Genomic DNA, 15,404 nt, shown 5'->3' with positions numbered 1-15,404 from the left:
TGGCATGCCCGCGTCAGATCTGTCAGGCTTCCGGCAACCGTCGCGCACCGCCCCGCGGCACACCCACGCCGTCGGGGGACAGCCACCGAGCAGGCCGGAAACCCGGCCGTCGCAAAGGAGCAACGCGTGAGACCCACCCCCCGCAAGGCGCTCGCCGCAGGCGCGCTCGCCCTGGCCGCCCTGGCCGCCGTCTCGCTCCCCGCCGCACCCCCGGCAGCCGCCGCGCCGAACGGGGCCGCACCCGCGGGCGCCGGCGCCGCGTCGCGGGGCGTCGCATCCGCGCCGGGCGCGTCCGTGCGCACCGCGGGCGGCGGCGCGGTCCCGTCGGCCGCCGTCTGCACCCCGGCCCAGGTCGTCGTCAACGGCGGCTTCGAGAGCGGCGCGTCCTCGTGGACCCAGTCCTCGACCACCGTGATCACCAGCCGCGCCGGGCAGACCGCCCACGGCGGCACCGCCTTCGCCTGGCTGGGCGGGGTCGGCAGCACGCACACCGACACCCTCGCGCAGAGCGTCGCCATCCCCTCCGGGTGTTCCTCCGCCACCCTCACGTTCTGGCTGCACATCGACACGACGGAGACGACCTCGTCCACCGCGTACGACAAGCTCACCGCCAAGATCGGCACGACGACCCTGGCCACGTACTCCAACCTCGACAAGAACACCGGCTACGTCCGCAAGTCGTTCGACGTGTCCGCGTTCGCGGGCCAGACCGTGAGTCTCGCCTTCACCGGCACCGAGGACTCCAGCCTCACGTCGAACTTCGTCCTCGACGACATCGCGCTCGACACCTCCGGCGACACCGCACCGCCCGCCGACTCCGTCCGCACCCCGGCGGCCCCGTCGTACACCGTCAGCCTGACCAGCGACGCCGCCGGCACGGTGTGGAACGGACACGAGAGCGCGACCTTCACCAACGCCTCCGCGACCGCGCTCACCGAGGTGTACCTGCGGCTCTGGGACAACTACCACGGCACCTGCGCCGCGATGCCGATCACGGTCGGCAACCTCACCGGCGGCACCGCGGGCGCCCTCTCGGTCGGCTGCACGGCCCTCCAGATCACCCTCGCCGCACCCCTGGCCCAGGGACAGAGCGCCACGATCGCCTTCGACCTCGGCATCACGGTGCCCAGCGGCGCCGACCGGTTCGGCCACGACGGGGCGTTCAGCTTCATCGGCAACGCGCTGCCCGTGCTGGCGGTGAAGGACGGCGCCGGCTGGCATCTGGACCCGTACACGAACAACGGCGAGTCGTTCTACTCCCTGGCCGCCGACTTCCGGGTGACCCTCGACCACCCGACCACCCTGCTCGTGCCGGCCACCGGCGCCTCCGTCGACACCGCCGGCTCCAGCGGCCGCACCGTCACCACGGCGACCGCCTCCCAGGTGCGGGACTTCGCCTGGGCCGCCGGCCCGTTCAGCAAGATCTCCGGCACCTCGGCCGCCGGCACCCCGATCAACGTCTACTCGGTCTCCGGCATCAGCTCGGCCAACGCCCAGTCGATGCTCACCACGGCGAAGACCGCGGTGGACGCCCACTCGTCCCGCTTCGGCGCCTACCCCTACGGCGAGTTGGACGCCGTCATCGACAACAGCTTCTGGTTCGGCGGCATGGAGTACCCCGGCTTCGTCCTCGACCTGGTCAGCACCACGGCGCTGACCCATGAGATCGGCCACCAGTGGTGGTACGGGATCGTCGGCGACGACGAGTACACCAGCCCGTGGCTGGACGAGTCGTTCACCGACTACGCCACCGACCTGGCGCTGGGCAAGACCGGCAGCGGCTGCTGGAGCAGCGTGTCCTGGGCCTCCTCGGCGGAGAAGATCACCAACTCGATGGCCTACTGGGACGCCCACTCCTCGCGGTACTCCACCGTCGTCTACGGCTACGGCAAGTGCGCGCTGCACGACCTGCGGCGGCTGATCGGCGACACCGCGATGGCCAAGCTGCTGAAGGACTACGCCACTTCGCACTGGTACGGCGTGTCGACCACGGCCGCGTTCAAGGCGGCCGCACAGGCCGCCACGGCCACGGACCTGACGTCGTTCTGGACCACGCACCGCATCGACGGCTGAGACGGCGGCCGGGCGGCGGCTCGGGCGGCGAACGACGGCAGAGGCGGAAGTGGCGGCAGTGGCAGAGGCGGTGGCCGACCGGAGCCTGCGTCGGCCGCCGCCCTCGGTGCGCGGCCCGCGAACCGCGCCTGGGGCGCGTCCGGTCGGCCGGGCGGGCGTCCCGCTCGACGGCGTGCGGGGCGTCAGCCGACCTGGCCGGCGAAGGCGCCGTACGCCTGCTCGTCGAAGAGCACGAACCTCACCTCGGCCACGTTCGTGCGCGCCGCCCGTACCGTCTCCACGGCGATGCGGGCGGCGTCGTCCATCGGCCAGCCGTAGACGCCCGCGGAGACCGCCGGGAAGGCCACCGTGCGGGCGCCCAGCTCGTCCGCGACGCGCAGCGACTCCCGGTAGCAGGAGGCCAGCAGGTCCGAGCGGTCCTCGGTGGCGCTGTGGACGGGTCCCACGGTGTGGATCACCCAGCGCGCGTCCAGGTCGCCCGCGGTGGTGGCGACCGCTTGACCGGTGGGCAGGCCCTTTCCGTAGTGCGAGGCGCGCAGACGGCGGCAGTCGGCGAGGATCTCGGGGCCGCCGCGCCGGTGGACGGCGCCGTCGACGCCGCCCCCGCCGAGCAGCGAGGAGTTGGCCGCGTTGACGATGGCGTCCACCGACTGCCGGGTGATGTCGCCCTGGACGAGCGTGATCGTGGTCATGCCGGTGTGTATACCAACGCGCGGCGGCCCTGGCTCACCTTTCCTGCCGCAGCCTCCGCCAGACGGCCTTCGCCGCGTTGTGGCCCGACATGCCGTGCACACCGGGGCCGGGCGGGGTGGCCGACGAGCACAGGAAGACGGCCGGGTGCGGGGTGGCGTACGGGAAGGCCGTCAGCTTGGGACGCAGCAGGATCTGCAGACCGGAGACGGCTCCGGCGGCGATGTCCCCGCCGACGTAGTTGGCGTTGCGGGCGGCGAGTTCGGCGGGGCCGGCGGTGGCCCGGGCCAGGACCCGGTCGCGGAACCCCGGTGCGAAGCGCTCCAGTTGGCGTTCCATGGCGTCGGTCAGGTCGCCGGTCCAGCCGTTGGGCACATGCCCGTACGCCCAGAACACGTGCTTGCCCTCGGGGGCGCGCGTCGGGTCGACGACGCCGGGCTGCACGGTGATCAGGAAGGGGCGGTCGGGCGCGCGGCCCTCACGGGCGGGCGCGCGCAGCGCGGCGCCGATCTCCGCGCTGTCCGCCCCGATCTGCACGGTGCCGGCCCGCCGGGCGTCCTGCGCGGTCCAGGGGACGGGGCCGTCGAGGGCGTAGTCGATCTTGAAGACGCCGGGGCCGTACTTGTACCCCGCGTAGTAGTCGCCGAAGCCGGCGATCCGGCCGAGGGCGGTGGGCGAGGTGTCGAAGACGTACGCGCGGGCGGGCGGCAGGTCGTCGAGGCGCTTGACCTCGTAGTCCGTGTGGACGCTGCCGCCGAGATCCTCGAGGTACGCGGCGAGGGCGTCGGAGAGGGACTGGGAGCCGCCGCGGACCACCGGCCAGCCGCGGGCGTGCGCCGCGAGGGCGAAGACCAGCCCGACGGCGCCGGTGGCGAGTCCGCCGAGCGGCGCCATGACATGGGCGACGAGGCCGGCGAAGAGGGTCTTGGCCCGCTCGTCGTGGAAGCGGCGGGTGAGCCAGGTGGACGGGGGCAGGCCGACCAGACCGAAACGGGCCAGGGTGAGCGGGTCGCGTGGAAGGGCGGTCAGCGGCAGCGACATGAAGTCGCGGACCAGGGCGTCCCACTTGGGCAGGAAGGGCTCGACGAGGCGGCGGTAGGCGCCCGCGTCGCGTGTGCCGAAGGAAGCGGCCGTCTCCGCCACCGACCGGGACAGCACGGCGGCGCTGCCGTCCAGGAAGGGGTGGGCCATGGGCAGCTCGGGGTGCAGCCACTCCAGGCCGTAGCGCTCCAAGGGCAGGGCGCGGAAGGCGGGCGAGTTGATCCCGAGCGGGTGGGCTGCGGCGCACGGGTCGTGGCGGAAGCCCGGCAGGGTGAGCTCCTCGGTGCGGGCGCCCCCGCCCACGGTGTCCCGCGCCTCGAAGAGCGCCACGGAGAAGCCGCGTCTGGCCAGCTCCACCGCCGCGGTCAGCCCGTTGGGCCCCGCTCCCACCACGACCGCATCGAGCATCGACGGCACTTCGACCCCTTCGTCAGCCGGTGACCTCCGACATCGGTGGCCCCCGCAGTCAGGATATGCCGGGGGCGATGCGAGACCTGCGGCGCGGGGCACGAAACCGGCCGGGCCGCGCGGGCGCGGGCCGTCCGCCGCCCGGCGGGCAGCGGTCGGCGGGCCCTGGGACGGGCGGCGGGCCGACGGGGACGCCCGCCGACCCCCGGGCCCGGGCACCCGTGCCCGAACGGCTGGCTCGCGCCGCGCGGACTCGCGCCGGGACGGCTCGCGAGGGCTGCCCGGGGCCGCACCCTGCGGTCGACCGGGCCGCAGGGGCAGCGCGCTGCCGAAGGCCCGGCGGCATGACGCACCGGCCGGAGCCGGGCCGACCGCTGCGCTCGCGCGGTGCAGGGGCAGCGCGCGACCGGAGGCCGCCCGGCGGCGTCACGTACCGGCCGCGGCACGGCCCCGCCGGTTCAGGCGGTGCGGCGGCGCGGGTCCGCGCCGGGCAGGCGGCGGGGTTCGCCGCCCGCGAGCAGCGCCGCCACACGACGGGCCGTGGCCGCGTCCCTGGCTGCCGTGAACGGCAGGGAGTTGCCGCCCCTGACGCGGAACGGCTCGCCGGTGAGGGTGAGGTGGGCGCCGCCCGCCTCCTCGACCAGGAGCAGCCCGGCCGCGTGGTCCCAGGCCGCCTCCCAGGAGAAGGCTGTGGCGTCCAACTCGCCCCGGGCGATGGCGAGGTACTCGAGGCCGGCCGAGCCGCAGGGGCGCGGCGCGACGCCGTCCGCCCAGAGCCCCAGCAGGGCGTGCTTCTGTTCGTCGGTCGTGTAGTCGGGGTGCGAGGTGGCCACGGTGAGATCACGGCCGGGCTCGGGCGGGCCGGCGAACAGCCGCTCGCCGTCGAGGAAGGCGCCGCCGCCGCGGACGGCCGTGGCCAGCTGGCCACGGGCGGGAGCGTAGGTCCAGGAGGCGTGCAGGACGCCGTGCCGGACGAGCGCGACGAGGGTGCAGAAGCCGTCGTCCCCGTGCACGAACTGCCGTGTGCCGTCGACCGGGTCGACGATCCAGACCGGTGTCCCGCCCTGTATCGCCTCGTACGTCGACGGGTCGGCGTGCACCGCCTCCTCGCCGACGACGACCGAACCCGGCAGGAGGGCGCCCAGCGCCTTGGTGAGGTACAGCTCCGCGTTGCGGTCGGCGTCCGTGACCAGGTCGTGGGGGCCGTTCTTCTGGTCGACCTCGTGCGCGGCGAGCTGCCGGAAGCGCGGCATGATCTCGGCTGCGGCGGCCCGGCGGACCGCCTCCTCCACGTCGGCCGAGTGGCGGACGAGAAACTCGTCGATGGTTTCCGTGTCTTCGATCATGCCTCCATGACAGCACGCCGCACTGACAATCCCCGCCCGCCCGGTGCATCACGGGTGGAATCGGGATGAAGAACGGGGGCCCGCACGTCCCGGCCCGTCGGGCGCGGACGGCGCGGGCCCGTCAGCGGCCCACCGCATACCCCTGCATCCCGCGCGGGTTGGCGGCCGCCGACAGGATCCCGGTCGCCGGATCGCGGGCGACCGCGCACAGACGGCCCTCGGACCAGGCGTCGCCGACGGTCACCCGGTGGCCGCGCCGCCGCAGCCCCTCCACCACCGCCGCCGGCATCCGGGACTCCACGGTGAGACTGCCGGGCCGCATGCCGCGCGGGAAGAAGGAGCCGGGGAAGCCGTCGGTGTGCCAGTTGGGCGCGTCGATCGCACCCTGCAGGTCGAGACCGCCGCGCACCCGCGCGCGCAGGGCGACCCCCAGGAGGAAGTGCAGCTGCCACTGGTCCTGCTGGTCGCCGCCGGGCGTGCCGAACGCCAGGACCGGGACCCCGTCGCGCAGCGCGAGCGAGGGCGTGAGGGTGGTGCGGGGACGGCGCCCCGGCGTGAGGGAGTTCGGCAGGCCCTCCTCCAGCCAGGTCATCTGCAGCCGCGTGCCGAGCGGGAAGCCCAGCTCGGGCACGACCGGGTTGGACTGCAGCCAGCCCCCGCTGGGCGTCGCCGCGACCATGTTGCCCCAGCGGTCGACGACGTCGAGGTGACAGGTGTCGCCGCGGACGGCCCCGTCGACGCCGACCGCCGGCTCGCCGGACACGGGCGACGCGGGCCCTTTGGCGACGGTCGGCTCGCCGACGCCGAGGGGGCCGGCGGCGGGGTCGTCCACGGCGATCAGATGCGCGAGCGCGCTCAGCCGCGGGGTGCGCCCGCCGGGGCTGCCGGGCCGCAGCCCGTACGACGCCTCCTCGCCGATCAGCCGTCGGCGAGACGCGTTGTAGCCGGGGGCGAGCAGGGCCTCCAGCGGGACCTCGGCCGCGTCGCCGTACCAGGCCTCGCGGTCGGCCATGGCGAGCTTGCAGCCCTCCACCAGGAGATGGACGTAGGCGGCCGAGCCGTACTCGGGGAGCTCGGGCGGGAGGAGGGCGAGCTGCTGCAGGAGGGCCGGGCCCTGGCTCCAGGGGCCGGCCTTGCACACGGTCCAGCCGTTCCAGTCGTACGTCGACGGCGTCTCGTAGGACGCGGACCAGCCGGCGAGGTCGGCGGCCGTGAGCGTGCCCGTGTGACGCTCGCCGCTGGTGTCCAGGGTGGGCCGCTCGGACTGCCGCACGAGCGCCTCGGCGACGAACCCCGAACGCCACACCTCCCGCGCCGCCTCGATGCGGGCCTCCCGGTCGCCCGCCGGCGCCGTCTCGGCGAGCAGCCGCTTCCAGGTGGCCGCGAGCGCCGGGTTGCGCAGCAGCTCACCGGGGCGCGGCGACCGCCCGCCGGGCAGGTACACCTCCGCCGACGAGGTCCACTCCGTCTCGAACAGCTCCCGTACCGTCTCGACGGTCGCGCCGACGTTCTCCACGGGCGCGTGCCCGTGCTCGGCGTACCCGATCGCGTACTTCAGCACGTGATCGAGGGACTTGGTGCCGTGGTCCCGCAGGAGGAGCAGCCACGCGTCGACCGCACCGGGGACGGCGGCGGCGAGGGGGCCCGTGCCGGGCACGAGGTCCAGGCCGAGACCGCGGTAGTGCGCGACCGTCGCCCCGGCCGGCGCCACACCCTGCCCGCACAGCACCCGCACCTCGCCGCCGGCCGGGGCGAGCAGGATCGGGACCTCGCCCGCGGGCCCGTTGAGGTGCGGCTCGACGACGTGCAGCACGAACGCCCCGGCCACGGCCGCGTCATAGGCGTTGCCGCCGTCCTCCAGCACGGCCATCGCCGACTGCGAGGCCAGCCAGTGCGTGGAGGAGACCATGCCGAAGGTGCCCTGGAGGGTGGGGCGGGTGGTGAACACCGGGGCTCCTCACTGCGCGTGCGGCCGACCTCGCGATCGTACGCATCCACCCTCCGCCCGGGCCCCGGAGACCGCGGTCCCCGCCGTCGCGGGATCGCGGCGTCCGCCGTCGCGGTCCCGCCCCGGACGACGCACCCGCCCCCGCACCACGCCCGGCGTCCCCTATGCGCGTGAAGGGCAGTGATGTCCCGGTAGATCCGGGCCCCTTCGTCATCGCGCGGCCACGGAGCGAGTTCGCACTTCCGCCCCACAGGGAGTCGTGTGACACTGGCGTCTGCCGTCCGCACAGCGGACCCCGTCCACACCGTCCCCCACGAAAGTGCTCCGTGCGCTCTCTCCCACTGCCGCTCGCCCTCACCGCGCGTCTGACCCCGGTGGTCGTGCTCGCCTGTGCCGGCTGGGCGATGTCGTCCGGCCCCTCCGACGAACCGCAGGACACGGCGAGCAAGGACACGCGCAAGGCCCAGTCCGACGCGTCGTCCGGACAGTCCTCCAGCGCCGCCCCCAAGACGTACGCGGCCGCGCCCGCTCCGTGCACCGGCGTGACCGTCAAGACGGTCGCCTCCCTCGTGCCGGGCGCCAAGCCGGCGGGCAAGGAGATCCCGTCCACGGACACCGCGCTGCGCCGCACCTGCTCCTGGAACGCGCTCAAGGGCTACGACTACCGCTGGCTCGACGTCTCCTTCGAGATCGCCGACTCGGACGAGGCGGCAGGCAGCTCGTACAAGGAGCGCACCACGGAGAAGAGCGGCGGCGGGGCGGTGCCGGGGCTCGGCGACGAGGGCTACTCGGTGGTGAACCTCACGACCGAGGACAAGCAGCAGACCCGCGAGGGCGTCGTGATCGCCCGGGTCGCCAACGCGCTGGTGATCGTCAACTACAACGGCAGCGACTTCGAGACGAAGAAGGCGCCCGCCACGGACGAGATCAACAAGGGCGCGATCAGGGCCGCGAAGGAAGCGGTGGCCGCCCTGCGGAGCGGCGGCAGGACCTGAGGGCCGCGCGCGCCGTTCGTCCCGTCCGGCGCGCCTGCGGCACGCGCGCGGTGATGCGCACGTGCCGCGGGCGCCCGTCTCAGACGGCGCTCTCCTCCTGCCGGCCGCGCGGCAGCATCAGGGCCAGGTACACCACGATCGAGGTGCCCAGGCCGACGGCCCAGCCGTAGTCGGCGAGAGGTTCAAGCGCCGGGACGGGACGGCCGTCGAACAGCGGCTTGAAGCTGGCGCCGCCGATCGCGAGGACGCCGCCGGCCACGAACGCGGCCACGGCCCGCCAGTTCCAGCCGCCGTCGTACCAGTAGCGGCCGCCGGCCCGGTACAGGTCGGTCAGGTCGAGTCTGCCGCGGCGCAGGATCCAGTAGTCGGCGATGAGGATGCCGGCGACCGTGCCCAGCAGACCGCCGACCAGACCGAGCCACGTGAAGATGTAGCCCTGCGGGTCGGAGTACAGCTTCCACGGGAAGATCAGCACGCCGAGCACGCAGGTGACGAGTGCGCCGGTGCGGAAGCTGACCTTCCGGGGCGCGACGTTGGAGAAGTCGAAGGCGGGCGACACCAGGTTGGCCGCGATGTTCACCGACAGGGTCGCCACCAGCACGGTCACCAGCGCGAAGAGCAGCCCGACGGCGTTGTCCGTCTTCGCGGCGAGCTGTACCGGGTCCCAGATCGTCTCGCCGTAGACGGCCTGCGAGCCGGAGGTGACCATCACCGACAGCAGCGCGAACAGCGTCATCGTCGTGGGAAGACCGAGAGCCTGTCCCCAGGTCTGCGCCCGCTGCGACTTCCCGTAGCGGGTGAAGTCGGGGATGTTCAGCGACAGCGTCGACCAGAAGCCGATCATGCCCATGAGGGACGGCCAGAAGAGCTTCCAGAAGCCGCCGCCCCAGCCGAGCTTGGAGGGCTGGTCCAGCAACGGGCCGAAACCGCCTGCTTTGTTGCTCATCCAGATCAGCATCACGAGCGCGCCGACGAGGACGAAGGGAGCCGCCCAGTTCTCGAAGCGGCGGATCGTCTCCATGCCCCGGTAGATGATCGCGACCTGGATCGCCCAGAAGATCGCGAACGACAGCCACATGGTCCAGGCGTAGCCGCCGATCTTCCCGGCGTCGCTCCAGCCGCCGCCGATCAGCTTGCCGGCGAGGAAGTAGATCGCCTCGCCGCCGATCCACGTCTGGATGCCGAACCAGCCGCACGCCACCAACGCCCGTACCACGGCGGGGAGGTTGGCGCCGCGTATGCCGAAGGAGGCACGGGCGAAGACCGGGAAGGGAATGCCGTACTTGGGTCCCGCGTGCCCGGTGAGCAGCATCGGCACCAGCACGATCACATTGGCCAGGGCGATGGTGAGCACCGCCTGCTTCCAGTCCATGCCGACGGCGATCAGACCGGAGGCCAGCGTCCACGACGCCGTGTTGTGGGCCATGCCGACCCACAGCGCGGAGAAGTTGTAGGTGGTCCAGGTGCGCTTGTGCACCGGGACCGGGAGCAGGTCCTCGTTGGCGTAGGGGCCGCTGGGCTGCGGCGAACCGGGGGCGATCTCCACCCGGCCGTCGGCGAGGGTGACTTGGGCGGTCGGCGGTATGGCCGTGGGAGCGGTGTCGGTCATGGGCAGGCCAATCAAACGAGGGGCGGATCCGGAAAGGCCGTGCGGGGTCTCCGGCCCCCTCCTCCCCGGACGGTGGAGGAGGGGAGAACTGGAGTGGGGGGACGGGGAGGGCGGCGGTGGGGAGCCGCGCGCGGGAGGAGAGGGGTCAGCCGTTGACGGCGGGGATCACCGTCGCGCCGTAGGCGTCGATGACCTTCTCCTGCGCGTCGTGCATGTCGTAGACGGCGAACTGGTCGACGCCGAGGTCGCGCAGGGCGTTCAGCTTCTCGATGTGCTTCTCGACCGGTCCGACGAGGCAGAACCGGTCGACGATCTCGTCGGGCACGAACGCGGTGTCGGGGTTGTCGCTGCGGCCGTGGTGCGAGTAGTCGTACCCCTGCCGGGCCTTGATGTAGTCGGTGAGCTCCTCGGGGACCTGGGAGGAGTGCTCGCCGTACTTCGACACCAGGTCGGCCACGTGGTTGCCGACCATGCCGCCGAACCACCGGCACTGCTCTCGGGCGTGGGCCAGCGCCTGCGGGGAGTCGTCGTCCGTGACGTACGCGGGGGCGGCGACGCAGATCTTGACCTCGCCCGGGTCGCGTCCGGCGGCGGCCGCGGCGTCCTTCACCGCCTTCACCATGTACTCGGTGAGGTACAGGTCGGCGAGCTGGAGGATGAAGCCGTCGGCCTCCTCGCCGGTCATCTTCAGCGCCTTGGGCCCGTACGCGGCCATCCAGACGGGCAGCCGGGCGTCGTCCTTGATCCAGGGGAACCGCACGACCGTCCCGCCGAGGTCCGCCTCCCGGCCGGAGCCGAGCGCCCGGATGACCTTCATGGCCTCGCTGATCCGGGCGAGGGTGTTGGGCGCGCGGCCGGCGACGCGCATCGCGGAGTCGCCGCGTCCGATGCCGCAGACGGTGCGGTTGCCGAACATGTCGTTGAGGGTGGCGAAGGTGGAGGCGGTGACCTCCCAGGTGCGGGTGCCGGGGTTGGTGACCATGGGACCGACGGTCAGCCGGTCGGTGTTCGCGAGGATCTGACTGTAGATCACGAACGGTTCCTGCCACAGCACGGCGGAGTCGAAGGTCCAGCCGTAGGTGAAGCCGTTCCGTTCGGCGCGCTGCATCAGGCTGACGACCTTGGAGGCCGGCGGGTCGGTCTGCAGGACGAGTCCGAAGTCCATGGGCGCTGCTCCTAGTTGAGGTACTGACAGGTGGAGCGCGGGGTGTAGACGCCGTGTCCGGCGTGTCCGGTGTACTCCCGCTCGGTGATGACGGGCTCGCCCCGCGACAGCACCGTCTCGACGCGGCCGGTGATCCGCTTGCCCTCGTAGGCCGAGTAGTCGACGTTCATGTGGTGGGTCGCGGCGGAGACGGTCTGCTCGGCCTGCGGGTCGTAGATCACGACGTCGGCGTCGGCGCCCGGGGCGATGGTGCCCTTCTTGGGGTACATGCCGAACATGCGGGCGGGGGTGGCGCAGGCGATCTCGATCCAGCGCCGGCGGCTGATGTGCCCGTCGACGACGGCCTGGTGGAGGAGGTCCATGCGGTTCTCGACGCCCGGGAGGCCGTTGGGGATCTTCGAGAAGTCGCCCCGGCCGAGCTCCTTCTGGCCCTCGAAGCAGAAGGGGCAGTGGTCGGTGGAGACGACCTGGAGGTCGTTGGTCCGCAGCCCCTGCCACAGCTTGGCCTGGTGCTCCTTCGGCCTGAGCGGAGTGCTGCACACGTACTTCGAGCCCTCGAAGCCGGGTTCGGCGAGGTTGTCGGTCGACAGGAACAGGTACTGCGGACAGGTCTCGCCGAAGACGTTCAGCCCGTCGTCGCGCGCCCTGGCGAGTTCCGCAACCGCTTCCATCGCCGATACGTGCACGACGTACAGCGGCGCCCCGGCGACCTGCGCGAGCTTGATCGCGCGATGCGTGGCCTCGGCCTCCAGGAGGGCCTTGCGCACCTCGCCGTGGTACCTCGGGTCCGTCTCGCCGCGTGCGAGCGCCTGTTCGACGAGGACGTCGATGGCGATGCCGTTCTCCGCGTGCATCATGATCAGTCCGCCGTTCTCGGCGGAGCGCTGCATGGCGCGCAGGATCTGGCCGTCGTCGCTGTAGAAGACGCCGGGGTAGGCCATGAACTGCTTGAAGGAGGTGACGCCCTCCGCCACCAGGTGGTCCATCTCCTTGAGCGTGTCCTGGTTCACGTCGGAGACGATCATGTGGAAGCCGTAGTCGATCGCGCAGTTGCCCTCGGCCTTCGCGTGCCAGGCGTCGAGGCCTTCGCGCAGGCTGTGCCCGACGCTCTGCACGGCGAAGTCGACGATGGTCGTCGTGCCGCCCCAGGCGGCGGCGCGGGTGCCGGTCTCGAAGGTGTCGGAGGCCGAGGTGCCGCCGAACGGCAGCTCCATGTGGGTGTGGACGTCCACCCCGCCCGGGATCACGTACTTCCCGGTGGCGTCGATGACGCGCTCGGCGGTCCAGGCCCCGGCGGCCGGGGTGCCGGAGGCGGCGAGGGCGGCGATGCGGCCGTCCTCGATGAGGACGTCGGCGTGGATCTCGTCGGACGCGGTGATGACGAGACCACCCCGGATGACGGTTCGGCTGCTCATTCTCCCTCTCCTGCCGTGTTCAACGCTGTCGTCGTGTCTGAGGGGCGCCGCCGGTCCGGCCCCCGTGCACCGGACCGGCGGCGGTCGCGGCCGGTTACGGTGCGGTCAGCGGGCCGTAGGCGTCCGGACGGCGGTCGCGGTAGAACTGCCAGCGGTCGCGGACCGCGCGCAGCTTCGCCATGTCGAGGTCGCGGACGACGAGTTCGGGCTCCTTGTCGCTGGCCACCTCCCCGACGAACTGGGCCTCCGGGTCCACGAAGTACGAGGTCCCGTAGAAGTCGTTGTCGCCGAGTTCCTCGACGCCGACCCGGTTGATCGCGCCGACGAAGTACTCGTTGGCGACGGCCGCCGCCGGCTGCTCCAGCTGCCACAGGTACGCGGACAGACCCCGGGAGGTCGCCGACGGGTTGAAGACGATCTCGGCTCCCTCGAGCCCCAGCGCACGCCAGCCCTCGGGGAAGTGGCGGTCGTAGCAGATGTACACGCCGACCCGGCCGACGGCCGTGTCGAACACCGGCCAGCCGGCGTTCCCGGGGCGGAAGTAGAACTTCTCCCAGAAGCCCTTCACCTGGGGGATGTGGTGCTTGCGGTACTTGCCGAGGTAGGAGCCGTCCGCGTCGATCACGGCAGCGGTGTTGTAGAGGACGCCGGGCTGCTCCTCCTCGTACATCGGCAGCACCAGGACGATGCCGTGCTCCCTGGCGAGCGCCTGGAAACGCTTGACGATCGGGCCGTCGGGGATCTGCTCGGCGTACTCGTAGAACTGCGGGTCCTGGACCTGGCAGAAGTAGGGACCGTAGAACAGTTCCTGGAAGCACAGGACCTGGGCGCCCTGCGCGGCCGCGTCGCGGACCGCCTGCTCGTGCACCCGGATCATCGATTCCTTGTCGCCGGTCCAGGCCGTCTGGAAGACGGCGGCACGGATCACTCTGCTCATCGGGACCTCCGGTCGCTCGGTGTACGAGGAGCCTAGGAAGCCGACCGGCCTGCTTTGAGTTGCACGGTGTCACGCCTGCGCACGGGTGGCGTGGCATCGTGTCACGTCTTCCCGGACCCATGTTTCACCACCGTTTTCCCAGGTCGTTCCATGTTTCTCAGCTGTTTCCGCGTGCCGGCCGCGCGCTGTTCAGCCCTGCTGCGCGTCATGCGCGAGCAGCGCGATGTGCACCGAGGCGGCCTGTTCGAAGTCGTCGAGGTCCACGCCGAGCCGGCCCTCTATCGCCTCCAGCCGGCGGTACAGCGCCGGCCGGGAGACGTGGTGGAGCTGGGCGGTGCGGGACTTGTTGCGGCCGGTGGCCAGATACGTCCGCAGGACGGCGAGCAGGTCGTCCCCGGCCGCGCAGAGCAGTCCGTCCAGCTCCCGCTCGGCGAACGACTGCACGTGCGGGTCGTCCCGCAGCAGCCGGATCAGTCCGCGCAGATGGACGTCCTTGAGCCGCACGACGGGCGGCAGGTCGAGGACGGCGGCCGAGTCTGCCACGGCGTCCGCCACGTGCTGGGCCTCGCGCAGCCCGGCGGGCGTCTCGTCCCAGACGGTCCGCGGGGCGGCCGCCGCGACGACGGTGCGAGCCTGGCCCGACTCGGTGCGCAGCCGGGTCGCGAAGTGGGCGGCGAGCGCCTCGGCGTCCTGGTCGCGGGCGAGGCTGAGCAGCACCGCCGTCGCCCCGTCCGCGAGTTCCGCGACCAGTCCCGCGAGCCCCAGCAACCTCAGGACCCGTTCGAGTCGGTCGAGGGCGACGTCCCGCACGACGAGCGGCACGAAGGTGCGCCGGTTGACCGGCAGACCGGCCGCCCGCGCCCTGGGCAGCAGATGGCGTGCCGGGACGACGCCGGAGATCAGGTCCGTGAGCAGGCTCTGCGCGGACTGTTCCTCCCAGCTGTGGGCGGAGGCGCCGCCGAGCATGCGGTGCAGCACGAGCGCCTCGGCGGCCCGGTCGGCGAGCAGCCGTCCGCCCGCGGTGTCGCCGCGGTACCCGCAGAGCATGATCTGTCCCCAGCGTTCGCCGCGACCGCCGAGCTCGGCGCGGATCCAGCCGTCCCCCTCGGTGCCGCCGGCCTGGCGGGCGATGCGTTCCCAGTCCCGCAGCACGTCGTCGACCGCCGGCCGCTCCCCCGCCGTGGCCAGCACCCGGTGGGCGAGGTTGGTGACGACGACGGGACAGCCGGCGTGCTGGGCGATCTCGTCGAGCAGCGGCTGCAGCGGGGCTCCGGCGGTGATCAGCGTGGTGAGCGCGGTCCGCACGGCCTCCGAGAGGCTGACGGCGGCGAACTTGCGCCGCACCAGCCGGGACTGCACCTCCTCCGTCAACTCGGCGAAGGGGAAGGGGCGATGGAGCACGACCATCGGCAGCCCGCACCGTTCGGCGGCCCGCCGCATCGCGTCGGGCGTGGTCGGGAACGCCCGTCCGAGGCCCAGCACCACGGCCGCGGCCTCGGCGCGGTGCAGGGAGCGGACGTACTCCGTCTGCGCGCTCTCGTCGCCGGCGAGCAGCACCCCGGTGGTGAGCACCATCTCGCCGCCGGTCAGCATCACGCCGACGTCGGCCGCCTCGGCGACGTGCACCCAGCGCACCGGGCGGTCGAGCTGGCCGGCTCCCGCCACCACTTCGGGCTCTCCGGCCAGGACCCTTTCCAGGGACAGGACCTGACGGACCGACAGGGCGGGTTCCAGCGGCTCCACGGGCCCCCAGGGCTCCAGGGCAATGGTCATGGCG

11 protein-coding genes are annotated in these 15,404 nt (G+C 72.8%); 2 read left to right on the top strand and 9 right to left on the bottom strand.

Translation table 11 applies throughout. The annotated features are described in order from the left end of the window. Positions 1 to 126: 126 nt before the first annotated feature. Positions 127 to 2,073, top strand: coding sequence for a M1 family aminopeptidase (locus tag ACH4ZA_RS05390; protein ID WP_398428116.1), 1,947 nt, complete (start codon positions 127 to 129; stop codon positions 2,071 to 2,073). A 182-nt stretch (positions 2,074 to 2,255) separates the two neighbouring features. Here the strand turns inward: ACH4ZA_RS05390 and ACH4ZA_RS05385 are convergent, their stop codons facing one another. The 4 genes from ACH4ZA_RS05385 to ACH4ZA_RS05370 form a co-directional block, all read right to left on the bottom strand. Next, positions 2,256 to 2,765 (bottom strand): O-acetyl-ADP-ribose deacetylase, encoded by a 510-nt coding sequence (locus ACH4ZA_RS05385; protein ID WP_398428114.1) that lies wholly within the window; start codon positions 2,763 to 2,765, stop codon positions 2,256 to 2,258. A gap of 34 nt (positions 2,766 to 2,799) precedes the next feature. Further along, positions 2,800 to 4,212 (bottom strand): phytoene desaturase family protein, encoded by a 1,413-nt coding sequence (locus ACH4ZA_RS05380; RefSeq protein WP_398428112.1) that lies wholly within the window; start codon positions 4,210 to 4,212, stop codon positions 2,800 to 2,802. Between the two features lie 458 nt (positions 4,213 to 4,670). Further along, entirely contained in the window at positions 4,671 to 5,558 is an 888-nt protein-coding gene (locus tag ACH4ZA_RS05375; RefSeq protein ID WP_398428110.1) for an inositol monophosphatase family protein, read from the bottom strand. A gap of 121 nt (positions 5,559 to 5,679) precedes the next feature. Beyond that, positions 5,680 to 7,506, bottom strand: coding sequence for a gamma-glutamyltransferase family protein (locus ACH4ZA_RS05370; RefSeq protein WP_398428108.1), 1,827 nt, complete (start codon positions 7,504 to 7,506; stop codon positions 5,680 to 5,682). A gap of 326 nt (positions 7,507 to 7,832) precedes the next feature. Between ACH4ZA_RS05370 and ACH4ZA_RS05365 the strand changes: the two genes are divergently transcribed. Next, on the top strand, positions 7,833 to 8,501 hold the full coding sequence (locus tag ACH4ZA_RS05365) for a hypothetical protein (protein WP_398428106.1): 669 nt from the start codon (positions 7,833 to 7,835) through the stop codon (positions 8,499 to 8,501). Positions 8,502 to 8,580: 79 nt separating this feature from the next. On the opposite strand, the gene ACH4ZA_RS05360 is transcribed toward ACH4ZA_RS05365, so the two are convergent. From ACH4ZA_RS05360 to ACH4ZA_RS05340, 5 genes are all read right to left on the bottom strand, one after another. Then, a complete protein-coding gene (locus ACH4ZA_RS05360) occupies positions 8,581 to 10,110 on the bottom strand; it encodes an NCS1 family nucleobase:cation symporter-1 (RefSeq protein ID WP_398428104.1) in 1,530 nt (509 codons plus the stop codon). Between the two features lie 145 nt (positions 10,111 to 10,255). After that, a complete protein-coding gene (locus tag ACH4ZA_RS05355; protein ID WP_398428103.1) occupies positions 10,256 to 11,275 on the bottom strand; it encodes a TIGR03842 family LLM class F420-dependent oxidoreductase in 1,020 nt (339 codons plus the stop codon). 11 nt (positions 11,276 to 11,286) lie between these two features. Then, entirely contained in the window at positions 11,287 to 12,690 is a 1,404-nt protein-coding gene (gene hydA / locus ACH4ZA_RS05350) for a dihydropyrimidinase (RefSeq protein ID WP_398428102.1), read from the bottom strand. 94 nt (positions 12,691 to 12,784) lie between these two features. Then, entirely contained in the window at positions 12,785 to 13,627 is an 843-nt protein-coding gene (locus ACH4ZA_RS05345) for a nitrilase-related carbon-nitrogen hydrolase (protein WP_398428100.1), read from the bottom strand. A gap of 189 nt (positions 13,628 to 13,816) precedes the next feature. After that, the gene (locus ACH4ZA_RS05340; RefSeq protein WP_398428099.1) at positions 13,817 to 15,400 is read right to left on the bottom strand and encodes a PucR family transcriptional regulator; all 1,584 of its coding nucleotides are present in this window, start codon (positions 15,398 to 15,400) and stop codon (positions 13,817 to 13,819) included. Positions 15,401 to 15,404: the final 4 nt, after the last annotated feature.

Source organism: Streptomyces sp. NPDC020597 (assembly GCF_044335095.1).
GTDB lineage: Bacteria > Actinomycetota > Actinomycetes > Streptomycetales > Streptomycetaceae > Streptomyces.
The sequence above is the reverse complement of the archived record's forward strand: the minus strand, read 5'-3'. Positions and strand labels throughout refer to the sequence as shown.